Annotated in this window: 22 protein-coding genes; 3 read left to right on the top strand and 19 right to left on the bottom strand. The window is 68.5% G+C overall.

Annotation, left to right across the window (positions count from 1 at the left end; all coding sequences use genetic code 11):
* Positions 1–73: 73 nt before the first annotated feature.
* The 4 genes from dsbD to PA01_09565 all read right to left on the bottom strand — a co-directional run bounded on the left by dsbD (position 74) and on the right by PA01_09565 (position 3,544).
* Complete coding sequence (gene dsbD / locus PA01_09550) at positions 74–1,888, bottom strand: protein-disulfide reductase DsbD (protein KON81802.2); 1,815 nt, start codon at positions 1,886–1,888, stop codon at positions 74–76.
* Positions 1,889–1,987: 99 nt separating this feature from the next.
* The gene (locus tag PA01_09555; GenBank protein ID KON81803.1) at positions 1,988–2,335 is read right to left on the bottom strand and encodes a divalent-cation tolerance protein CutA; all 348 of its coding nucleotides are present in this window, start codon (positions 2,333–2,335) and stop codon (positions 1,988–1,990) included.
* Positions 2,336–2,352: 17 nt separating this feature from the next.
* Positions 2,353–2,799 (bottom strand): universal stress protein, encoded by a 447-nt coding sequence (locus PA01_09560; GenBank protein KON82423.2) that lies wholly within the window; start codon positions 2,797–2,799, stop codon positions 2,353–2,355.
* Positions 2,800–2,812: 13 nt separating this feature from the next.
* Positions 2,813–3,544: a TerC family protein gene (locus PA01_09565; protein KON81804.2), complete on the bottom strand. Its 732-nt coding sequence runs from the start codon at positions 3,542–3,544 to the stop codon at positions 2,813–2,815.
* A gap of 220 nt (positions 3,545–3,764) precedes the next feature.
* Between PA01_09565 and PA01_09570 the strand changes: the two genes are divergently transcribed.
* The gene (locus PA01_09570) at positions 3,765–4,076 is read left to right on the top strand and encodes a DUF1992 domain-containing protein (GenBank protein KON81805.1); all 312 of its coding nucleotides are present in this window, start codon (positions 3,765–3,767) and stop codon (positions 4,074–4,076) included.
* A gap of 34 nt (positions 4,077–4,110) precedes the next feature.
* On the opposite strand, the gene PA01_09575 is transcribed toward PA01_09570, so the two are convergent.
* The 11 genes from PA01_09575 to PA01_09625 all read right to left on the bottom strand — a co-directional run bounded on the left by PA01_09575 (position 4,111) and on the right by PA01_09625 (position 13,799).
* A complete protein-coding gene (locus PA01_09575) occupies positions 4,111–5,400 on the bottom strand; it encodes an ethylbenzene dehydrogenase-related protein (protein KON81806.1) in 1,290 nt (429 codons plus the stop codon).
* A gap of 158 nt (positions 5,401–5,558) precedes the next feature.
* On the bottom strand, positions 5,559–6,350 hold the full coding sequence (locus tag PA01_09580) for an ABC transporter permease (protein ID KON81807.1): 792 nt from the start codon (positions 6,348–6,350) through the stop codon (positions 5,559–5,561).
* 14 nt (positions 6,351–6,364) lie between these two features.
* A complete protein-coding gene (locus PA01_09585) occupies positions 6,365–7,339 on the bottom strand; it encodes an ATP-binding cassette domain-containing protein (protein ID KON81808.1) in 975 nt (324 codons plus the stop codon).
* A gap of 43 nt (positions 7,340–7,382) precedes the next feature.
* Positions 7,383–7,994: a glutathione S-transferase gene (locus PA01_09590; protein ID KON82424.1), complete on the bottom strand. Its 612-nt coding sequence runs from the start codon at positions 7,992–7,994 to the stop codon at positions 7,383–7,385.
* 38 nt (positions 7,995–8,032) lie between these two features.
* Positions 8,033–8,680, bottom strand: coding sequence for an alpha/beta fold hydrolase (locus PA01_09595; protein KON81809.1), 648 nt, complete (start codon positions 8,678–8,680; stop codon positions 8,033–8,035).
* A complete protein-coding gene (locus tag PA01_09600) occupies positions 8,677–8,997 on the bottom strand; it encodes a (2Fe-2S) ferredoxin domain-containing protein (protein KON81810.1) in 321 nt (106 codons plus the stop codon). The genes PA01_09595 and PA01_09600 overlap by 4 nt, the downstream gene beginning before the upstream one ends.
* Positions 8,998–9,089: 92 nt before the next feature.
* Positions 9,090–10,169 (bottom strand): VanZ family protein, encoded by a 1,080-nt coding sequence (locus tag PA01_09605; GenBank protein ID KON81811.1) that lies wholly within the window; start codon positions 10,167–10,169, stop codon positions 9,090–9,092.
* 79 nt (positions 10,170–10,248) lie between these two features.
* Positions 10,249–10,758 (bottom strand): SCP2 sterol-binding domain-containing protein, encoded by a 510-nt coding sequence (locus tag PA01_09610; GenBank protein ID KON81812.2) that lies wholly within the window; start codon positions 10,756–10,758, stop codon positions 10,249–10,251.
* A 25-nt stretch (positions 10,759–10,783) separates the two neighbouring features.
* The gene (locus PA01_09615; protein ID KON82425.1) at positions 10,784–11,680 is read right to left on the bottom strand and encodes a U32 family peptidase; all 897 of its coding nucleotides are present in this window, start codon (positions 11,678–11,680) and stop codon (positions 10,784–10,786) included.
* A 14-nt stretch (positions 11,681–11,694) separates the two neighbouring features.
* Complete coding sequence (locus tag PA01_09620; protein ID KON81813.1) at positions 11,695–12,708, bottom strand: U32 family peptidase; 1,014 nt, start codon at positions 12,706–12,708, stop codon at positions 11,695–11,697.
* 272 nt (positions 12,709–12,980) lie between these two features.
* Positions 12,981–13,799 carry a substrate-binding domain-containing protein gene (locus tag PA01_09625; GenBank protein ID KON81814.1) on the bottom strand — a complete coding sequence of 273 codons (819 nt, stop codon included), beginning with the start codon at positions 13,797–13,799 and terminating at the stop codon, positions 12,981–12,983.
* A 352-nt stretch (positions 13,800–14,151) separates the two neighbouring features.
* Here PA01_09625 and PA01_09630 point away from each other — a divergent pair, with 352 nt between their 5' ends.
* Positions 14,152–15,252, top strand: coding sequence for a helix-turn-helix transcriptional regulator (locus PA01_09630; protein ID KON81815.1), 1,101 nt, complete (start codon positions 14,152–14,154; stop codon positions 15,250–15,252).
* 114 nt (positions 15,253–15,366) lie between these two features.
* Here the strand turns inward: PA01_09630 and hcrB are convergent, their stop codons facing one another.
* Genes hcrB through hcrC form a run of 3 tightly spaced genes read right to left on the bottom strand, consistent with a single transcriptional unit; the run spans position 15,367 to position 19,210 of the window.
* Positions 15,367–16,356 carry a 4-hydroxybenzoyl-CoA reductase subunit beta gene (gene hcrB, locus PA01_09635; protein ID KON81816.2) on the bottom strand — a complete coding sequence of 330 codons (990 nt, stop codon included), beginning with the start codon at positions 16,354–16,356 and terminating at the stop codon, positions 15,367–15,369.
* On the bottom strand, positions 16,353–18,737 hold the full coding sequence (gene hcrA, locus PA01_09640) for a 4-hydroxybenzoyl-CoA reductase subunit alpha (protein ID KON82426.2): 2,385 nt from the start codon (positions 18,735–18,737) through the stop codon (positions 16,353–16,355). Before hcrA ends, hcrB begins: the two co-directional genes overlap by 4 nt.
* Positions 18,734–19,210, bottom strand: coding sequence for a 4-hydroxybenzoyl-CoA reductase subunit gamma (gene hcrC, locus PA01_09645; GenBank protein ID KON81817.1), 477 nt, complete (start codon positions 19,208–19,210; stop codon positions 18,734–18,736). Before hcrC ends, hcrA begins: the two co-directional genes overlap by 4 nt.
* A gap of 401 nt (positions 19,211–19,611) precedes the next feature.
* Between hcrC and PA01_09650 the strand changes: the two genes are divergently transcribed.
* Positions 19,612–20,664, top strand: coding sequence for a type II asparaginase (locus PA01_09650; protein ID KON81818.2), 1,053 nt, complete (start codon positions 19,612–19,614; stop codon positions 20,662–20,664).
* A gap of 19 nt (positions 20,665–20,683) precedes the next feature.
* On the opposite strand, the gene PA01_09655 is transcribed toward PA01_09650, so the two are convergent.
* A complete protein-coding gene (locus tag PA01_09655) occupies positions 20,684–22,150 on the bottom strand; it encodes a sodium:solute symporter family protein (protein KON81819.1) in 1,467 nt (488 codons plus the stop codon).
* Positions 22,151–22,251: the final 101 nt, after the last annotated feature.

The raw sequence follows: 22,251 nt of genomic DNA on the forward strand, positions 1-22,251 counted from the left end.
CGATTGTAGGCGAAAGTGGGCGAAAAACGGTGGATTGCCCATCGCTTCCCGCCGCGGCCTTCGCGCGCCGGGTTCAGCGCAGGGCGCGGTCGAGCAATTCGCCGAACGGTTCCGCCGCCATGAATCCGACGACGCGCAGGCCATCGCGCTCCTTGCCGTCGCGATCGAAGAAGATCGTTCCGGGCGGCCCGAACAGCGTGAAACGCTTCAGCAGCGCCTTGTCGTCGGCGCTGTTCGCGGTGACGTCGGCCTTCAGCAGCAGCATGCGCTCCATGCGCGCCTGCACCGCGCCGTCGCTGAACGTGAAGCGCTCCATCTCCTTGCACGACACGCACCAGTCGGCGTAGAAGTCGAGCATCACCGGCCGGTCGGCGGCCGCGAGGCGTGCGTCGAGCTCGGCGATGGAGGCGACTTTCTCGAAACGCGGCGCAGTCGCGACAGGCGCCGACGCTTGCGCCCGCAGGACCGCGAGCGGCTGCAGCGGGTCGCGCGAGCCCGCCAGCGCGCCGACGAACATCGCCGCCCCGGCGATCAGCATGATGACGCCGGTGCCTTTCCAGAAGCGCGCCCAGCCTTTCGCGTGCGCCGGCAGCGGGTCGATCGCGTGCAGGAAGATGCCCGAGAACAGCAGCAGCGCCGCCCACGCGAGCATCGTCACGAGCGCCGGGACGACCGGCGTCAGCAGCCACACCGCGACGCCCAGCAGCATCACGCCGAACGCTTTCCTGACGCCTTCCATCCACGGGCCGACTTTCGGCAGCACCGAGCGCGCGGCGACGCCGACTGCGATCAGCGGCGCGCCCATGCCGAGCGCCATGACGAACAGCGCGACGCCGCCGAGCGTCGCGTTGCCGGTCTGCGCGATGTAGAGCAGCGCCCCGGCGAGCGGCGCGGCGACGCACGGCCCGACGATCAGCGCCGACAGCACGCCCATGATTGCGACGCCGCCGAGACTGCCGCTTTTCTGGTGGTTCGCGGTCGAGCTCAGGCGGCTTTGCAGCGCGCTCGGCAGTTGCAGCTCGTAGAAGCCGAACATCGACAGCGACAGCAGCACGAACACCAGCGCGAAGGTGCCGAGCACCCACGCGTTCTGCAGCGCCGCCGACAGCAGCGTGCCGGAGATGCCCGCCGCGACGCCGGCCGCCGCATAGGCCGCCGCCATGCCGAGCACGTACACGAGCGACAGCGCGAAAGCGCGTCGGCGCGAGATGTGATGGCCGTGGCCGACGATGACGCCCGAGATGATCGGGATCATCGGAAACGTGCAGGGCGTGAACGCGAGCAGCAGGCCGAAGCCGAAGAAGCTCAGCAGGATCAGCGGTACGCTCGCGTCGCGCAGCAGGCCGGCGATGCGCCCGCTTTCGTCGCCGCTCGGCGCTGTGCCGGAGCCTGCGCCGACGGCGTTGCCGGGCGACAGGAAGCGGTCGATGAGGCTGCCGCCGGCCGCGACCGGCGTCGCGGTCAGATCGATGTCGGTGCTCTGCTGCAGCGGCGGGTAGCAGATGCCGCCGTCCCAGCAGCCCTGGCTCGTCGCGGTCAGGCGGAACGCGGTGACGCCGTCGGCGGCGGTGACCGGCAGCAGGATGCGGATCCTGTCGCGGTACGTTTCGACATCGCCGAAGAATTCGTCGTGCCTGATCTTGCCCGGCGCGCGCTCCGGCGTGCCCAGCTGAACGGTCGGCGGGTCGGCGGTGAACTTGAACTTGTCGCCGTAAAGGTAGTAGTCGCCGGCGATGTCGAAGGTGATCTCGACGGTTGCGGGATCGAGCGCGCGGGCGGCGAAGCGGAAAGCTTTTTCGGGTTCGATCGGGCTGCCTTGCGCGAACGTCGGCGGGAGCAGGGCCAGCAGGCTGGCCAGGGCGGCCAGCAGTAACAGGAGACGGCGCATCGGTTCGGAAAAGGTGTCGGAATTAGTCGGATTCTGGGGCATGGCCGGCTGCGGCGCCTGAACCGGGATCAAGCCGTCCGAAGATGACGCGCTGCGCGGTCACGGGGCCGGTCTGCGTCCGGTGGGTGCCAGAGCCGTCTCTGCGGCCACCCAGTCGAGATAAGCAGGCAGGCCCCGCACAACAGGGACCGCGATGATCTCCGGAAGTTCGTACGGATGCGCGGCGCGCACCGCGGCTTCGAGCGCCGCGTAGCGGTCCGCGCTCGTCTTGATGAGCAACGGAACTTCGGCCGCCTCTTCGATCGCGTCGTGCCAGCGATAAACGGACCGGCACGGCGCAAGCAGGTTCACGCACGCGGCAAGCCGGTTTTCGACGAGATGCGAGGCGAGCGCACGCGCACTCGCCTCGTCGGGAAGATTCGTCAGGACGACCAGCACGTCGTTCATCCGCGGTTCCACTCCGGTCAACTTTCGGCAGCCGGCTTGACCAGCGTCACCGGGATCGCGGAACGCTTCAGCACCTCGTGGGCGACCGAGCCGAGCACCATCTGCAGCAGCGCGGTACGCCCGTGCGAGCCCATGACGATCTTGTCGAAGCCGTGTTCCTGCGCGTAGCGGATGACCGTGTCGGCGACATGGCCGACCGCGATGTGATGAGTGTAGGGAACGCCGGCTTCGTCGAGGAGGCGGCGTGCGGGCGCGAGCGCCACGAGCCCTTCGTCGCGATGGTAATCCTCGAGTTCCTCGGGGCTGACGAACAGGCGCGCATGGCCCGAATCGATCGGAATCTGCACGTTGAGGAGGTGGATGTCGAGCTGCGCGTCGCTGCGATAGAGCGCCAGCACGTGCGCCACGGCGCGGTTCGCGTTGTCCGATCCATCCACGGGTACGAGCACTTTCATCATCGCCATCGCAATCTCTCCTTCACTTGGCGCCCGGGCGCCCGGCGTGCGGGTCGTCGACGGGCAGTTCGACCAGCGGCGGCGGTGCCGCGCCGCGCCGGGCGAGCCAGCTGCCGAGCACGACGACGAACCCGGCGGCAAACGCCGACGTCGCATAGTGCAGCCACGACGGCATCTTTTCCACCCACGGCCTCACCGTCACGTCTCCAACCAGCATGCCGCCGGCGATCCAGCCGAGCAGCGCCGCGCCGAGCGTGATGACGGCCGGGAAGCGATCCATCAGCTTCAGCACGAACTTGCTGCCCCAGACGATGATCGGGATGCTGACGACGATGCCGAACACCACCAGCCCGAGATCGCCTTTCGCCGCGCCGGCCACCGCGATGACGTTGTCGATGCTCATGACCGCATCGGCGATGACGATCGTGCGGATCGCGCCGAGCAGGTGCGGCGCGCCTTCGACGCCGGCGTGGCTGTCGCCTTCCTCGGGCTGCATCAGCTTGACGCCGATCCACAGCAAGAGCAGCGCGCCGACGATCTTCAGGAACGGCAGTTCGAGCAGCTGCAGCGCGAAGAAGATCAGCACGATGCGCAGCCCGATCGCGCCGATGACGCCCCACGCGATGCCCTGGTTGCGCTGGTGCTCGGGCAGCTTGCGGCACGCGAGCGCGATGACCACCGCGTTGTCGCCGCCGAGCAGGATGTCGATCGCGATGATCTGCAGCACCGACACCCAGAATGCGCCGTCGGTCATGAATTCGAACACGTAGGAACTCCTTGCTGATGGGGTCGGTCGGCGTCGCCTGCCGCTCCGTGGCCGCTATGTTCCGCACGCTTCCCGCGCTTGGCAAGCCGTATATGCCGCAACAGTGCGCTGCGAAGGCGCGCGGAACTTCGGCGCGGCCCGCCGTTCAGACGGTGCGGCGCTGCCGCGCGTTGCACGGGTCCGAGGCTACGAAGCGCCGCACTTTCCGATGCCGCCATCCGTTTTCGACATCCTCGCCGAACAGCGGATCGCCGAAGCGATCCGGCGCGGCGAATTCGACAACCTGCCCGGCGCGGGACGCCCCCTTCACCTCGACGACGAACCGCTGGTGTCGCCGGAACAGCGGATGGCGAACCGGATACTGAAGAATGCCGGCTTCGCGCCGGCCGAAATCATGCTACGCCGCGAGATCGCGGCGCTGCGCGGGCAACTGGCCGACAGCGACGGCAGCGAGCGTGACGACATCCAGCCGCGCCTCGCCCGGCTGGTCGCGGCGCTCGGCATGATGACGCGTCGGTGACCGGCGCCGTTGCGGCGATCCGGGAGCCGGAAAGTCAGGGCAGCTTGACCGCCTCGATGTTCGCCTTCGCGCCGATCCCCAACGTTGTCGGCAGCGACACGTAATGGGCGCGGCTCGTGACGTTGTCGTCGTGGACCGCGAAGCCGACGTTATACACGCCGCCTTCGGCCAGCGCCTTGTCGTCGCTGTTCGCGAGGCCGAGCGGGCGGACGATGACGACGGTCCAGACGCCGTCCTGCCAGCTGCCCGAAGCCTTGTTGTCGGCCGCCGAACCGCTCGCCTGCGCCGCGCTGACGACATACTGCGGCAGCATGTCGCCTTCCTTCCAGCCGGCGCCGGCGTCGAACGGCACGGCGTTGCCGCCTTGGACGAGGATGTGTTCCTTTTTGGACAGCTGCTCGGCGGTGACGGCCTTGTCACCGGCTTTCGCCGCGTCGAACATGAACTTCGGCTGCTTGGTTTCCTTGTCGAGGTTCGACGCGAACGGATTCTTGCCGGCGTCGAAATTGCGGTATTCGAGGACGTAGCCGTCGTCGGCCATGCCGACCGGATTGCTGCGGTGCGCGCGCCACTGGATCAAATCAACGAAGCTGCCGGCGGCCTTGAGGCGCTCGATCTCGGCGAGCGGCTTGCCGGTCTTCCAGTCGGACGGGTCGGTGCGCGTGGCCGGCAGGTATTTGCGCACGTCGGTTTTCCCGATCGCCGTCAGCAGCGGGTTGGCCGCCACTTCGTCGCTGCTCGCCTGCCCGCGCGTGTCGCGCTCGCCATCGTGGCACGTCAGCCAGCACCCCTGCTCGGCGAACAGCGGCACCTTGCCGTCGTCGAGCATGACCGACACGCGGTCTTCGTAGATCGCCGGCTGCTTGCCGTCGCGGACGTCCTGCTTCAGGCGCGGGCCGCCGTACGCTTTCCACTCCTTGCCGTCGAAACGGTAATACGGGTATTCGACGCCGGGGCCCGCACCTTGCGTTTTCCACTGCAGGCGAAGGTACGCGTTTCGCGTATCGTAAGCGGCCTGGACGGTCAAGTCGACGTGTCCTTTCTTGCCCTCGATCGCCGCGGGCTCGAGCGGGCCGCTCTTCACCAGCTTGGCGCCGAACTGCTCTTCCTCGTTCTCGTGGCAGTCGATGCAGCTCTGGCCCTTTTTGATCCCCGTCTTGCCTTTGTGCGCGGTCTGCATCCACCCGTACGTCGTCAGTCCCGGGTAGAACAGCGTGATCTCTTCGGCCGGAACTTTCGACCAGTCGATCGTCGCCGGATCGGCGGCGCTCGAAGGCCCGGCGGTAAGAGCGGCGCAGATCGCAGTCAGTGCCAGCTTGTTCATGGCGTTTCCTGTTCGTGAGGGCGGTTCGGGCGCCCGGCTGTGCGTGCGGCTGCCGGAATATGCCGAGCAGCATAATACCGATCCTGCCGGGGCGACAGATTGATGACGACTGCGTTGGTCCAGGGCAGCCGGCGCGGTGTCAACGAGCTGCGTCAGCGCTACTTGAGAAGCCGCCGCCGCGTCAGCGCAAGCGCCAGCCAGAAGGCTGCGGCGCCGTAGCCGGCGATGACCGACAGATGCAGGGCGACGTTCTCCGGCAGCCGTCCGAGCAGCAGCGGGCGCGCGAGTTCGATCGCGTGCGTCAGCGGCAGCAGCGTCGCGGCGGCACGCAGCGCGGCGGGGAGCTGTTCGATCGGGAAGAACACCCCCGACACCAATGTCATCGGCGTGATGAACAGCGTGAAGTAATACATGAAGAAGTCGTAGCTCGGCGCGAGCGCCGTCATCACCAGGCCGAGCGCGGCGAACGCGAGGCCGACGAGGAAGATCAGCGGCAGCAGCCACAGCACGTAACGGGTGTCGACGAGCGCGAAGGCCGAGATCACGAGCAGGATCGCGGCGCCCGACAGCAGCGCTTTCGACGCCGCCCACACCAGCTCCGCGAACACGACGTCGTCGAGGTCGATCGGCGCGTTCATGATCGCTTCCCAGGTCTTCTGCACGTGCATGCGCGAGAAGCCGGAATACAGCACTTCGAACGACGCCGCGTTCATCGTCGAATAGCACACCATGCCCGCGGCGAGAAAGCTGATGTAGCGTACGCCGCCGACTTCCGGCACCAGCATGCCGATGCCGAAGCCGAGGCCGAACAGGTAGATCACCGGATCGGCGAGGTTGCCGAGCACCGACGGCAGCGCGAGCTTGCGCCAGACGAGGAAGTTGCGCCGCCATACCGGGATGAAGCGGGGCGACAGCTGCGGCGCGCGCCAGGGATTCGCTGAAGTCGGCATCGATTGCGCTCCGCTCAGTCCCTGAGCTCGCGCCCGGTGAGCTTGAGGAACACGTCTTCGAGGTTCGCCGGGCGGTGCAGGTAACGCAGGCCGGTCTGCGCGGACAGGTGCGCGAGCAGCGGCGTCGCGTCCTCGACGTAGCAGAAGGCGGTCTCGCCGCTGACTTCGAAGCGCTCGGCGAACGCTGCCGCGTGGCGTGCGGCCCACGCTTCGGCGCCGCCCGCGCCGCCGCCATTCCAGTCGCCATAGACCTCGACGACCTGCGGCTCGATCTGCGCGGCGATGACATCGCGCGGGCTGCCTTCGGTCAGCAGGCGTCCGGCGTCGAGAATCGCGAGGCGGTCGGCGAGGCGCTCGGCCTCGTCCATGAAATGGGTCGTCAGCAGGATCGTCGTGCCGGCGCGGATCAGGTGCTTGAGCCGCTCCCAGATCAGGTGCCGCGCCTGCGGGTCGAGACCGGTCGTCGGCTCGTCGAGGATCAGCAGGTCGGGGCGGTTGACGAGCGCGCGCGCGAGCGTCAGGCGCCGCTTCATGCCGCCCGACAGCGCCTGGATGCGCGCGTCGCGCTTGCCTTCGAGGCCCGCGAACGCGAGCAGCTCCGGGATGCGCGCGCGGATCGCCGCTTCGTCGAGGCCGAAATAGCGGCCATAGACGATCAGGTTCTCGGCGCACGTGAAATCGGGGTCGAGGCTGTCTTGCTGCGGCACGATGCCGACGCGCATGCGCGCTTCGCGTGCGCGCGCCGGCACGGGCAGGCCGGCGAGGCGGATCTCGCCGGCGGACGGCGCGGTGAGGCCGAGCGCGCAGCGCAGCGTCGTCGTCTTGCCCGCGCCATTCGGGCCGAGCAGCGTGAAGCATTCGCCGCGTCGCAACTCGAGGTCGATGCCGGCGACGACTTCGGTGGCGCCGTAGCGCTTGCGCAGGCCGCGGATCGACAGCGGCGAAGCCGGCGAGCGGCTCGCGAGCGTCACGGGACGATCCGCCTGCATCGGCGCTCCGCAGAAGTCCGTTGTCGCAAAACGCCCTAGATCCTCACCCCACCGGGGGCTTGGTGTCGGCGAAACTCGAGCGGTCGAACAGGCGTTCGGCGAGCGCCGTCAGTGCGGGGTGGGCGGTGCGCCAGTCGTAGTCCGGATGGCGCAAGTCGAGATAGGCCAGCGCCGCGCCGACCGCGATGTCGCCGAGCGTCAGGCTGTCGCCGTGCAGCCAGTGGCGCCCGCTCGCGCGCCGCTCGAGCTCGTCGAGCGACCGGCCGATCTTGCCCGTCTGGTGCGCGATCTCGTCGTCGCTGCGCTTCGCCTCGGGACGGCGCGATTCGAGCACCATCGCGACGGCCGCATCGGTGATGCCGTCGGCGAGCGCCTCGATCTGCCGCACCCGCACCGCCGCGATCGGTTCGCGCGGCAGCAGGTGCGGCGCGACGTTGAGGGTTTCGAGGTAGCCGGCGATGACCGGCGAATCGAAGAACACTTCGCCGCCGTCGGTGAGCAGCGCCGGTACTTTGCCGAGCGGATTGACGGAAGGGATGCGCGTGTTGACTTCCCACGGTGAATCGACGACGAGCTCGAACGGCAGCCCTTTTTCGGCGAGGATGATGCGGATCTTGCGCGCGTACGGGCTGGTCAGCGAGGCGAAAAGCTTCATGAGGTCGATCTCCTTGATAGCGGGTGCGCGGCCACCGGTCAGCGCGGCGCCCACGCGCGCGCGATGATGTCGCGGATCAGATGCAGCTTGCCGTGGAAGAAATGGTCGGCACCGGGGACGACGACGATCGGCAGTTCCTGCGGTCGCGCCCAGTCGAGCACGTTCGCCAGCGCGACGTTCTCGTCCTCGGCGCCGTGGATCACCAGCGTGTCTTTCGGCACCGCTTCGGTCGTGTAGCTGCGCGCACCGTGCACTTTGCCGGTCGCCGTGCCGACGAGCACGATGCGCTCGGCCGGCGTCATGCTGTCGGCGAGCCGCTTCGCGACCCGTGTCTGGACGAAGGCGCCGAACGAGAACCCGCCCAGCGCGATCGGCAGGCTGCCCCAGCGCGACTGCGCCCACGCGATCACCGCCAGCATGTCCTCGGTCTCGGCGTCGCCATGATCGTGCGCGCCTTCGCTCTTGCCGACGCCGCGGAAGTTCGGCCGGACCGTCGCGTAGCCGAGCTCGCGCAGGCTGCGCGCGAGCGTGTGGGCGATCTTGTTCGTGTTCGCGCCGCCGAACAGCGGGTGCGGATGGCACACCAGCGCGAGGCCGCGGATTTTTTCGGGGACGTCGATCAGCGCCTCGATCGCGCCGTCCGGGCCGCGCAGCAGCGCGCTTTCGCTCGCGTGCGCCCGGGTCATGCGGCGTCCGGCAGGCGCAGGCGCGTTACGATGCGTCCATGGACGAGATGCTCGTCGATGATCTCGTCGATGTCTTCCTTGTCGATGTACGTGTACCAGACGTTGTCGGGGTACACGACGAGCACCGGGCCTTCGTCGCAGCGGTCGAGACAGCCCGCCTTGTTGATGCGGATCTTGCCGCGGCCCTTGAGGCCGAGCGCTGCGATGCGGTCCTTCGCATACGTCTGCATCCCGGTCGCGTTGTGGTTGTTGCAGCAGGTGTCGCCGGGTTCGCGCTGGTTGCAGCAGAAGAAAACGTGGTGCTTGAAGTAGCTCATCGACGGTCTCCGGTCGGGGAAAGTGGCCGGCGCCGCATCGCCGGACCGACTTCGGGCCGATTATAGCTGCGTGACAATCATCCCCGCGCGGTTCAGCGTCCGGCCAGGTGTTCGCCGCGCCACAGGCCGATCGCGGACAGGTAGGACAGCGCGAGAAACGGCCACAGGTTCGCGGTGAGCCGCGTCAGACCGTGGAAGTTGAGGAAATTTCCGTGCTGCAGCGACGCCAGCCCGAGCGTGAAATACGGGTTGTCGGGGAGCAGGTTCGTCAGCGTCGTCGCCGCGAGCATCGTCACGCCCGCGAGCGCGTGCTGGTGCAGGCGCGGCAGCATCAGCGCTGTGGCGAGCAGCGGCACGCCGTACAGCAGCCCGCGCGTGGTGCCGGGAGTGAGCCACACCAGCGCCGCGTCGTGAGCGAAGAACGACGCGGTCGCGACGGCTTTCGCGGCGAGCCCGAGCAGCAACAGCAGCGCGATCGGCAGCGGGCCGGCCCCCTGCATCATGCAGCGGCCGAAGAGGCCGACCGCGACGAGGCTCACGGCGACGACGACCGATTCGAGCAGGATGAAGCGTTCCGGGTCGAAATGCAGCGGCGTCGGCAGGCCGAGCAGCTGGCGCAGGTCGCCGCTGCCGAACAGCAGGCTGTCGGGCACGAGCTGCGCGAGCAGCCACAGGCCCAGCAGCATCAGGCCGAGGTCGCCCGAGTGGCCGGGAATGATGCGTTCGGAGCGCCAGCGGTGCAGCCAGCCGCGCTCGTCGAACAGCGCATGGCCCCAGCGCACGCCGGCGAGCGCGCCGATCAGGCCGCCGAGCACATTGAAGCCGAAGTCGATGTTCGACGACACGCGGGTCGGCAGGAAATTCTGCGTGACTTCCATCGACAAGCTCAGCGCGCCGGCGATCAGCGTCGCGACGACGACCGCGCCCGCGCGCCCGAGGCGCTCGGGCAGCGCCGGCGCGAGCACGAAGCCGAACGGCACGAAGCCGAGCAGGTTGAGCGCGAGATCGGCAAAGCGGAAATATTTCGGCCACGGCGCGAACAGGAAGTCCAGGGGTGGCAGCCCCGTCGGCTTCCACCCGGCGAGCGGGTGCAGACAGGCGTAGACGATCAGCAGTGCGTACGCGAAAGCGAGGTGGCGCGGCAGAGCGGGGACGGCGCGCGCGGCGGGCATCGGCAGGTCCGGGCGAAGAATCTGGGAAGTCGATTCTAGCCCGGACGCGGGGGCGGGGAGTTTGCCCCGCGGCAGCGGATCAAACGATGGGCGTCAGGCGGCTGTCCGCACCGCGGTGGCGCGTCAGCGGATTGAGCCGGCGCAGCACGCTCGCCGGCGCATATTCTTTCTGCAGCGCGTCCCAGTCCACCGCATCGAGCGTGTTCTTCACCAGCAGGCCGAGGTCGGTGTCGCCTTCGGTCAGCAGCCGCCGGCCGAAGAACAGCGTATCGGCATCTTCCTCGCGCAGCGCGAGCGCAAGGTAGTCGCGGACGTTCGCGGTCAGCGTCAGGTCGGGCGTGGCGCGCCCGGACAGCGGACGAAAGCCGCGCGCGTCGAGCGTGAAGTCGAGCGTCAGCCCGGCGTCGCGGACCTTGATGCGCAGGTGCCGGCCGGTCAGCGGTTCGAGGTTCTCGCGCGGCAGGATGCGCCCGAGCGCGAGGTTCAGCGCGGTCGTCAGGGCGAACGTCGGCGGGCGCTGCGGCAGGCGGGCGGCAAGGCGCGCGAGCGGCGCGGGCAGCGTGAAGGCCGGGAGGCGAAGCGTGGTCATCGGGAGGGGCTCCAGGAAAGCGGATTCAGGATGGCACGTATTGTTCCACACCCGGGCGGCCGTGCCAGAAACCGTTGCATGGCGCTTCGACCATCCATTCGGCGCTGCGACGGAACGCTTCGTGCGGGTCGAGCTGCCCGTCGGCCGATTCGCGGAACAGTTCCAGCACCCGGATCGTATGCTCGCCCTGCGGACTCACGCGCACGACCTGCGCCGAATGCCGCACCGACGCGAGGTCGGCGAGCAGGTTATGCACGCGCGCCGATTGCGTCTGCACGCCGTTGAGCGTCAGGAACGGTTCGCCTTCGCGCGTGCGCAGCACCAGGCCGTCGCTCATGCCGAGGCAGCGGAATTCGCAGGTGTCCTTCTGCAGGTTGAAGTGGCGCGCGGTGAAGCAGCGCGCCGAATGCGCGAGCGGCAGGCGGCCCCACGCGAGCACTTCGGTCTCGATCTGCGGCGCGTCCGAAGCGAGCAGCTCGGCGAGCACCGCGCCGGACATTTCGGGCGGCGCGACCCAGCGCGTCGCGCCCGAGTCGGCCAGCAGGCCGAGCGTCGGCGGGTTGAAGATGTTCAGCGTCGGCCCGGCGATCCAGTCACGCCGGCCGGCACCGGCCAGCAGGTGCACCGCCGACATGTCGTTCGCCTCGACACGGAAATCGGCTTCGGCGACGATGCGGCGCAACGCCTTCAGGTCGGATTCCGATTCGATCAGCGACTGCGACGACAGCACGACTTCCTTGCCGGCCGCTCGCAGCATCGCGGCGACTTCGAACCAGTCGTCGAGGCGCAGCTCGTGGCGGCGCGAGCACACGGTCTCGCCGACATAGACGACGTCGGCCGGACTGTCGGCGACCTGCGCATAGAAGTCGAGCGTCGCCTGGCGCGACCAGTAATAAAGCAGAGGTCCGAGAGCGAGTTTCAGCGGGTTCATCGCGTTCATTTCCATGGCCGGTAGTACGCGCCGAGCGTATGGCTGCGGCCTTCGGAGACTTTGTCGAGCTCGGCGATCCACGCCGGCTGGACGCGGAAGCTGTCCGCGTCGCGCATCACGCGGTCGAGCGCTTCGCGCCACACGCGCGTGACCTGCGCGACGTAGGCGGGGCTTCGCTGGCGGCCTTCGATCTTGATCGCGCGAATGCCGGCGCGCGCGAGGTCGGGGAGCAGCTCGAGCGTGTTGAGGCTGGTCGGTTCCTCGATCGCGTAGTAGGTCTCGCCGTTCACGTCGAAGCGGCCTTTGCACAGCGTCGGGTAGCCGGCGCGTTCGCCGTCGTCGAAGCGGTCGATGAGAATGCCGTTGAGCCGCGTTTCCATCCCTTTCGGGGTCTGTTCCCAGCGCACGTGCTTGCCCGGCGAGCATGCGCCGTTGCAGTTCGGCGATTCGCCCGTCGCATACGCGGACAGCGCGCAGCGCCCTTCGACCATCACGCACAGCCCGCCGAAGCCGAACACTTCGATCTCGACGCCGGTATGCGCGATGACCTGCTCGACCTGCGCCAGCGACAGCACCCGCGGCAGCACTGCGCGCTGGATGCCGAAGCGTTCGGCGTAGAAGTTGACCGCTTCGTAGCTCGTCGCGGAACCCTGCACCGACAGGTGCAGGCGCAGCTGCGGATGGGTTTTCTGCGCATACGCCATCAGCCCCGGGTCGGCGAGGATCACCGCGTCGATGCCCAGGTCGGCGGCGCGGTCGATCGCCGCAGTCCACGCCGCCCAGTTGCTCGCCTGCGGATAGGTATTGAGCGCGAGCAGCACTTTGCGCCGGCGGTCGTGCGCGTAGCGCACGCCTTCGCGCATCGCGTTGGCGTCGAAATTGAGCCCCGTGAAGTTGCGCGCGTTGGTCGCGTCCTTGAAGCCGAGATAGACGCAATCGGCGCCGTGGTCGACGGCCGTCTTCAGCGCCGGCAGGCTTCCTGCCGGGCAGACGAGTTCTATTCTGGAATTGGAGGTCATGGAGGGGGCTGGGGAAAAAAGCCTCGCAACCATAGTGCGACTCGCCCCGCACCGCGTTGACCGGGGTCAAGGGCGCGGCCGGCTGGCCGGCTATAAATCCGGCGATCAAATAGAGCCGTTCGCCCGGAGCTTGTCGAAGGGCGATAGCGGGGCTTCGACACGCCTGTCCTGAGCTTGTCGAAGGGCTCAGCCCGAACGGTATCTGGCTGCCGGTTCAATAAAGCTGCCGGGAAGGGGCGCCGGGGCCCGCGGTGCCCGTCGCCCCGCGAGGATCACTTCGCGGCGTTCGGGAAGAACAGCTGCTCGCCGTCGATCTTGTACGCGGCGATCGCCTGCTGGCCGGCCGGCGAGACGATCCAGTCGATGAACTGCTGGCCGAGCTCGCGCTTGACGTGCGGGTGCTTCGCCGGATTCACGAGCATCACGCCGTACTGGTTGAAGAGGCGCTGGTCGCCTTCGACGGCGATCGCGAGATCCTGGCGGTTCCTGAACGACAGCCACGTGCCGCGGTCGGCGAGGAGGTACGCGCCGAGCGACGCCGCCATGTTCAGCGCCGGCCCCATCCCCGAGCCCGAGTCGCGGTACCACGGCCCTTTCGCCTGCTCGAGGTCGATGCCGGCGAGCTTCCACAGTCGCAGTTCGGCCGCGTGCGTGCCGCTCTTGTCGCCGCGCGACACGAACGGCGCCTGCGCGGTCTCGATCTTCTTCAGCGCGGCGACGATGTCGTGCGCGCCGGCGACCTGCGCCGGATCGCTTTTCGGCCCGACGAGGACGAAGTCGTTGTACATGACGTCGTGGCGCCCGATGCCGTGGCCTTCGGCGACGAATTTCTCCTCGGCGGCGCGGTCATGCACGAACACGACGTCCGCATCGCCGCGCCGCGCCGTGTCGAGCGCCTGCCCGGTGCCGAGCGCGACGACGCGCACCTCGATGCCCGACTGCTGCTCGAACGCCGGCAGGATATGGCCGAACAGGCCCGACTGCTCGGTCGAGGTCGTCGACGCGACGATGATGAACCGGTCGCCGGCGTGCGCGGCGAGGCCGAGCATGCAGGCGAAAGCGGCCAGCAGGAAGCGAAACAGAGCTGCCATGAAGAATCTCCGTGAAAAGAAATGCCGGTCAAAGCCCGAAATCGCGCGCCAAACAGCGCGCATCTGCACGGTGTTGTACCAAAGCTGCAGCGAGCCGGCCAGCGCGATGCGAAGGTGCGCACTGCCACTTCGGCAAATTCATGCATAAGTACAACGGCATCGCCGGCGCGATTTCTCGCTGCATTTCGCCGGCCTGGCGGCGGCCTCCGGTTGCGGCCCGGTAACGGATTCTCCGCTCTGGCAAAAATGACTGTTGCTTCTTGTCGGGGGTGAAAGTGTTGACCCGGCGAGCACGGCCTTTGCGCGGGCGCGGCGTGAAAGTCGCCGCAGCGTTTTCGGGTAAGCTTTTCCGATGAGCGTGAAACTCGAATACCGTTTCGTCGCCGGCGTGGCCGCGGCGCCGGACGTCGTCCTGCAGCTGCAGAATCCGCTGCTGGCGATGCTCGACGCGATCCGCGTGCAAGGATCGATCGGCAAGGCGGCGACGCAGCTCGGGCTGTCATACCGTCACCTGTGGGGCGAGCTGAAGAAGCACGAGGGGATTTTCGGCCAGGCGCTGCTCGCCAGCGGCCAGGGCCGGGCGGCGCGCCTGTCGGCGTTCGGCGAACGCCTGCTGTGGGCGGAAAAGCGCATCCTCGCGCGCCTGCTGCCGCAGGCCGAGAGCCTCGCCGGCCAGCTCGACCGCGAACTGTTGCTGGCCGTCGATCCGGGGCTGGCGCTGCTGCCGGCCTGCGCGAGCCACGACCTGCTGTTCGGCGTGCTGCGGGAGTCGCTGCTGCGCGGCGCGCGCGTGCTGCTCGATGTCGAATATGTCGGCAGCACGCGCGCGCTCGAACGCCTCAATGCCGGTCTGTGCACCGTCGCAGGGATCCACCTGCCGCTCGATGACGAGCGGCTGTGCCGACGCGGCTCGCGGATCCACCTCGCCCTCGGGCGCGAACTGCGGCTCGGCACGCACAAGATGATCCGCTTCGCCCGCCGCGAACAGGGGCTGATCGTCGCGCCCGGCAACCCGCTCGGGCTGATTTCGCTGAACGACCTCGCCAGAGCCGGCGTGGTGTTCGTCAATCGCCTGCAGGGGTGCGGCACGCGGCTGATGTTCGACGAACTGCTCGCACGCGCCAACGTGTCACCGACGGCAGTCGCCGGCTACGACACCGAGGAGCCGACCCATCTGTCGGTCGCGGCGAACGTCGCAGCTGGCCGCGCGAGCTGCGGCTTCGGTCTGCGCGCCGCGGCCGCGCGCTTCGGCCTCGATTTCGTGCCGCTCGCGCACGAACAGTATTTCCTCGTATGCCTCAAGGACGCGCTCGACACGACGGCAATGGAGGCGGTCATCGGCGTGTTGCGCAGCGCGGATTTTCGGCAGCTGGCCGGGACGGTGCCCGGTTATGACGCCGAAGCCGCGGGCGAGATCGTGTCGCTGCGGCGTACGCTGCCCTGGTACAAGTAGCGCGGCAGGCGCGGCCCGTGCCGCATCGCGGCCGCGCCGATGCCCGCCGCTCCCCGCGGGGCTACGCCGGCGGGCAGCTCGTCCGCCTTGCCGCGACGATTTCGCCGCGAGTCGTCAGCGTTGCGTCGCTTCGTGCCACAGCCTGCCCACGAGCCGCTTCGCGAGCACCGGTGTTGCGCGGCGGCGGTACGGCACGCTGACCGTCGTCGTTTCCATCGGCTGGATCGTGCGCTTGAGCTGGCGTTCGATCGTCGCGAGCGCGGCGTCGTCGAGCGGTTGCCCGGCGAGCGCGTCGAGGCCGCCGACGAGTTCGGGCCGTGACGACACGCCGGTGCAGGCGAGGCGCAGCTCGCCGATCGCGTCGCCGTCGCGGCGCAGCGCCACCGCGACGCCCGCGAGCGGGAAGTCGATCGCGCCGCGCACGCGCAGCTTTTCGTAGCCGCTGAGCCGGCCGGCGACGAGCGGCACCGTGACGGCGAACAGCAGCTCGTCGGCTCCCAGCGCGAGCCAGCGCATGCCGTCATCGACGTAGAGTTCGGCGAGCGGCAGGCGCCGGATCCCGTGCGGGCCGAGGAGCTCGACTTCGGCGGCGAGCGCGAGCAGCGCCGGCGCGATATCGCCACTGAAAGCGGCGTAGCAGCGGCTCGACTTCGGCGCGACGCGGCAAGTGTCGCCGGCGAGCTTCATGCAGTAGTCGTTGCCCTGGCGCCAGCTCTCGCTCTGGTTGAAGTACTGACAGCGCGTTTCGAGGCACAGGTTGCCGCCGAGCGTCGCCGCGGTGCGGTGCGTCGGTCCGGCGACGCCGAGCGCCGCCTGTGCGAGGGCCGGCAGACTCGCGCGTACCGTCGGGTCGGCGGCGAGCGCCGCGAGCGTAACGCCGGCGCCGATGCGCAGCGCTTCGCCCTGCTGCTGCAGCGCGCGCATCTCCCCGACGTTGCCGAGGTCGATGACGACATCGGCACTGACGAGGCCGCGCCGCATGTTCGGCACCAGGTCGGTGCCGCCGGCGATGAAGCGGCTCGCCGGATGTTCGCCGCGCAGGCGAACTGCGTCGGCGGCGCTCGCCGGACGCAATACACTGAAATCGGACAGGGCGCCCATCATGCTTCTCCTTTTGCAGCGGCCGGCGCGTGGGCGCCGGGGCGGGGTTTCCGGTGGAGCGCGTCGAACACGCGGTCCGGCGTGAAGGGCGTCGCGCGCAGGCGGCTGCCGGTTGCATCCTCGATCGCGGCGGCGATCGCGGACATCACGCCGGCGAGCGGACCTTCGCTCGCTTCCTTCGCGCCGAACGGGCCGTTCGGGTCGAGGCTCTCGACGATATGCACTTCGATGTCCGGCGATTCGATGATCGTCGGCACGCGATAATCGAGCAGGCTGACCGCCTTGTGGCGACCGTTCTCGTAGACGGTTTCCTCGGAGATCGCCTGTCCCATGCCCATCCAGATCGCGCCCTGGACCTGTCCTTCGACCGACATCGGGTTGATCGCGAAGCCGCAGTCGATCGCCGACCAGACCTTGTCCACGGTCACCGTGCCGAGGTCGGTGTCGACGCTGACTTCGACGGCCTGCGCCGCGTACGAGAAACCCATCGTCGAACCGACCGCGCCGCCGCGCTGCTTGCCGCCCTGGAACTCGGGCGGGCACGTGAACGTGCCTTTGACGGTCAGCATGCCGACCTCGACGAGCGCTTCCTCGACGACGTCGTGGAACGCGATGTGGCGCGACGCATCGCCGACGACTGCGGCCGCTTCGCCGAGCCAGTCGACGTGGGCTTCGGCAACCTGCAGGCGCTTCGCCGCCGCGGCGACGAGCACGCGCTTGAGATTGCGCGCCGCGTCCGCTGCAGCGTTGCCGACCATGAAAGTCACGCGCGACGAATACGAGCCGTTGTCCTTCGGCGTCAGCGCCGAGTCGGTCGCGATGAGACGCAGGCGGCGGTATTCGACGCCGAGGATTTCGGCGACGACCTGAGTGATGATCGTCGACGAGCCTTGCCCGATGTCGGATGCGCCGGTCAGGATCGTGATGCCGGCGTCGAAATCGACGCGCAGCGCGATCGTCGCGTGCGGCTGGCCGGTGAAATGCACCGGCTTGGCTGAGCCGCTGACGAAGTGCGAGCAGGCGATGCCGATGCCGCGCTTGATCGGTCCGTCGCTGTCGGCTTTGAGCCGCGCTGCGCGCTCGCGCCAGCCGCTTGCCTGCTCGACCCAGTCGAGGCATTCGGGCAGGCCATAGCTCATCACTTTCAGCCCGTTGATCGTGTCGGTCGGCGCTTTCAGCAGGTTCTTGCGGCGCACCGCGAACGCGTCGAGGCCGAGTTCGGCCGCCATCATGTCGAGCAGCGATTCGAACGCGAAACGGATGTTGACCGTGCCGTGGCCGCGCATCGCGCCGCATGGCGGGGTGTTCGTATAGACGCGATAGCCGTCGTACTTGACCGCACGAAGATCGTAGAGGCCGTTCAGCAATGCGCCGGCGTACAGGATCGTCACCAGCCCGTAGCCGCCATACGCGCCACCGCGCTGCACGACTTCCGCCGCGCACGCGGTCATGCGCCCGTCGCGCGTGAGGCCGAGCTTCATGCGGACGTGCGTCTGCGGCCGACCGCGGTGCGTCAGGAACGCTTCCTCGCGCGTCTGCAGCAGGCGCACGGTGCCGTGCGCTGCGCGCGCGAGCAGCCCGGCGATGATCTCGAAGTTCAGCGTCTCGACGCGGTGGCCGAAGCCGCCGCCGACGAACGGCTTGATGACGCGGATATAGGCCGCGTCGAGCTTCATGCAGCGCGCGAGCGATTCATGCACGTAGTACGGCACCTGCGTGACTGACCACAGCGTCAGGTGCCCGCGCTCGTTGTCCCACGCTGCGAGCGCGGCATTCGGCTCCATCATCGCGTGGTGGATTTCGGCGCACTCGAAGACTTCCTCGCGGATCAGGTCGGCCGTCGCGAAACCGGCGGCAGTGTCGCCGAACTCGTTATGCACTTCGCGCTCGATGTTGCCTTTCTTGTTGTCGTGCAGCAGCACCGCATCGGCCTCGCGCGCATCAGCCGCGGCGAAATACGCCGGCAGCTCGCGCACTTTCAGCCGGATCAGCGCGAGCGCGGCGTCGGTGGTCGCCTCGTCGACCGCGGCGACCGCGGCGAGCGGCTCGCCGACATAGCGGATGCGCCCGCGTGCGAGCGGGAATTCGTTCTGCGCGATCGGGATCACGCCGTAAGGCGTGTCGCAGTCGTCACCGGTGACGATGCCGCGCACGCCAGGCAGCTTCAGCGCTTCGCTGATGTCGACTTCGAGCAGCTCGGCATGCGCGTACGGGCTGCGCAGGATCTTGCCGACCAGCGCGCCCTGGGCCGGCAGATCGGCCGTGTAACGTGCCGTGCCGGTGACTTTCTCGATGCCGTCGATGAGCGGCAGGCGGGCGCCGACGCCGCGCGGCGCCCCGTTGGCCGCGCCGAGCTTGCGCAGTTCGCGGTCGGGCGCGTTCATGCCGGCACCTCGCTGGCGCAGGCGGCCGCTTCGACCGAATCGATGATCTTCACGTAGCCGGTGCAGCGGCACAGGTTGCCGGCGAGCGCCGCGCGGATCGCGTCGCGCGACGGCTGCGGAGTACGGCGCAACAGTGCTTCGGCCGCCATGATCATGCCCGGCGTGCAAAAGCCGCACTGGCTGCCGAGGTGCTCGTGGAACGCGCGCTGCAGGCGCGACAGCTTGCCTTCGTGGCTGAGCCCTTCGATCGTCTCGATCGAGCGCCCGGCCACAGAGTGCGCGAGCGTGCAGCACGCAAGCCGCGGCTCGCCGTCGATGAGCACCGTACACGCGCCGCACTCGCCGCCGTCGCAGCCTTGCTTCGTGCCGGTCAGGCCGAGCGTGTCGCGCAGATAATCGATCAGCAACGCATTCCCGGCCACTGCGTCCTCGCGCGGCCGGCCATTCACCGAAAGTATCAGCAGAGTCTTCATGTCGCCTCCTTGGGCGAACCGTCGCGAGCGCAGGTGCGATTCTCGCCGGTCCGGCATCAATGTTTGATATCAAACAATTTAACGTGAAGCGATGCTAGCACCGTTGGAGGCGACCGAAAATATGAAGCGCAAAGCAGCGGTCGGTCGCGAAGCAGGCAACGAAATCCCATGATTTTCAAGGGATTCGACGCGCGGAGACGAACGTTCGGCGTGCTCGGGCTGCAACCGACAGGCGGAGTTTGTGCGCTCGCCTGAAAGGCGCGCTGCAACTGGCGCAACTTTTTTGCAGGCATCTTGCCCGACTGGTCGGGACGCGCGTGCAGTCAGGGGACGGGCGCGATTTGACCTCGCCCAAGCCGGCGTCAACAATGGCCGGCATCGAAACCCGGAGAGCCCGTGCGATGAATTCCGGCAACACCGCTGGTGCAGCGGAACACAGGTCGCGCGCGCCGAAGGCCGAACGGCAGCAGGGCCTGCCGCGCATCGTGCTGCTCGGCACCGGCGGCACGATCGCGGCGGCGGCGGGCGATGCGACGCAGCTCCACGACTACACCGTCGGCGCGACCACCGACGAACTGCTCGCCGCGGTGCCGCAGCTGCACGCGCTCGCCGAGGTGCGCGGCGAACAGCTCGCGAATGTCGACAGCCGCGACATCGACAATGCGCTGCTGCTGAAGATCGCCCGCCGCGTCGACGCGCTGCTCGGCCGGCCCGATGTCGACGGCATCGTCCTCACGCACGGCACCGACACGCTCGAGGAGACGGCGTATTTCCTCAACCTCGTGCTGAAGAGCGCGAAGCCGGTCGTGCTCGCCGGCGCGATGCGGCCGGCGACCGCGCTGAGCGCCGACGGGCCGCTGAACCTGTACAACGCTTTTCTCGTCGCCACGTGCACGGCGGCGCACGGCAAAGGCGTGCTGGTGATGATGAACGACCGCATCGGCGCCGCGCGCTTCGTCACCAAGGCGGCGACGACCGTGCCGGACGCGTTTCGCGCGTTCGAGCAGGGCAACCTCGGCGAAGTCGCTGCAGGCAAAGTGCATTTCTTCACCGCGCCGTTATGCCGGCATACGGTCGACAGCGAGTTCTCGCTCGCCGCAATCGATGAGCTGGCGCACGTCGACATCCTCTACGACCATCAGGGCGCGGGGCTGCATCATTACCGCGCCGCGATTTCGGCCGGGGCGCGCGGCATCGTCATCGCCGGCTCCGGCAACGGCAGCCTGTCGCCCGCGGCGCGCGCCGGCGCCGAAGAGGCGGCACGGCACGGCGTTGCGGTCGTGCGCTCGAGCCGCGTCGGACAGGGCGTCGTCACGGCGTCGGCCGACGACGCGCGGCTCGGCACGGTCGCGGCGAACTCGCTGAATCCGCAAAAGGCCCGCATCCTGCTGATGCTCGCGCTCGGGCGCTCGCGCGACGCCGGCGAGCTGCAGCGCTGCTTCGACGAGTACTGAAGCGGGCGCGCGGCGGGGCTCAGCGCCCGGCGTGCGGCTGGTGTCGAGTCTGCAGGTGCGCGGCGACGTGGCCGTGCCCGGGCTTGACCAGCGTCTGCGGCAGCAGCGAGCCGGCGATCATGCCGACGATGCTCGCGAGCATGCCGGCGAAATGCGGCGGGACGTCGGCGTCGGGGGCGGCGATCTCGAGCAGCACCCACACGACGAGGCCGGCCAGGATCGCCCCGAGCGCCCCTTGCGTGCTGGCGCGCTTCCAGTACAGGCCGAACGCGAGCGGCACGAAAGCGGTCGCGAGCGTGACTTTGTACGCGTTCTCGACCATGCCGTGGATCGTCTCCTCGGTGTGCGTCGCGTACCACGTGATCAGCAGCGCGAACGCGACGACGACGATCCGTGTGAGCAGCAGGAACTGGCGATCGTCGAGGCGGCCGAACGTGCCGCGCAGGATGTTCTCGGAGAAAGTCACCGCAGGCGCGAGCAGCGTCCCCGACGCGGTGCTCATGATCGCCGACAGCAGCGCGCCGAAGAACATCACCTGCGCGAACAGCGGCGTGTGCGCGAGGATCAACTGCGGCAGGACGTGCTGGCTGTCGCTTTCCTGGTAGCGGGCGACCAGTTCGGGGTCGATCAGCGTCGCCGAGTACGCGATGAACAGCGGCACGAACGCGAAGAGGAAGTAGCCGGAGCCGCCGAGCAGCGTGCCGCGCACCGCGGTCTTCTCGTCGCGCGCCGAATTGAGCCGCTGGAACACGTCCTGCTGCGGGATCGAGCCGAACCCCATCGTCAGGATGCCGGCGAGGAAGGCGACGATGTCGCGGGCGTCCAAAGCCGGCATGAAGTTGAGCTTGCCGGCGGCGCTCGCGTGGCCGACGACGGTGCCGACGCCGCCCGCCATGTCGCCGACCAGCCACGCGATGTAGCACAGCCCGGCGATGATGACGATCATCTGCATGAAGTCGGTCAGCGCGACCGACCACATGCCGCCGAACAGCGTATACACCAGCACCACCGTGGCGCCGATCATCATGCCGGCCTCGTTCGTGATCGCGCCGTCGGACAGGATGTTGAACACCAGGCCGAGCGCGGTGATCTGCGCCGCGACCCAGCCGAGGTAGGAGACGACGATCGCGATCGAACACAGCACTTCGACGGTGCGCCCGTAGCGCAGGCGGTAGTAGTCGCCGAGCGTCAGCAGGTTCATGCGGTACAGCGGGCGCGCGAAGAACAGGCCGACGAGGATCAGGCACAGCGACGCGCCGAACGGGTCGGACCACAGCCCGCGCAGCCCTTCGTCAATGAACGTCGCGGAAATGCCGAGCACGGTCTCCGAGCCGAACCACGTCGCGAACACCGTCGCGGTGACGATGTACAGCGGCAGGTGGCGCCCGGCGGCGACGTAGTCGGTCGTGTTCCTGACGCGCGTCGCCGCGTACAGCCCGACGCCGATCGAAACCAGCAGGTAAGCGATGACGAAGCCGATCAGCATGGGCGGGGTCTTCCGGGAACGTGAATTGAGCGGGCCGAAGTTTAGCAACGAATTTCGTCGCGGGGGCCGCCCGAATCGCTCCGGATTCGCAGCCGATCGGG

Source organism: Azoarcus sp. PA01, from assembly GCA_001274695.2.
Lineage (GTDB): Bacteria > Pseudomonadota > Gammaproteobacteria > Burkholderiales > Rhodocyclaceae > Aromatoleum.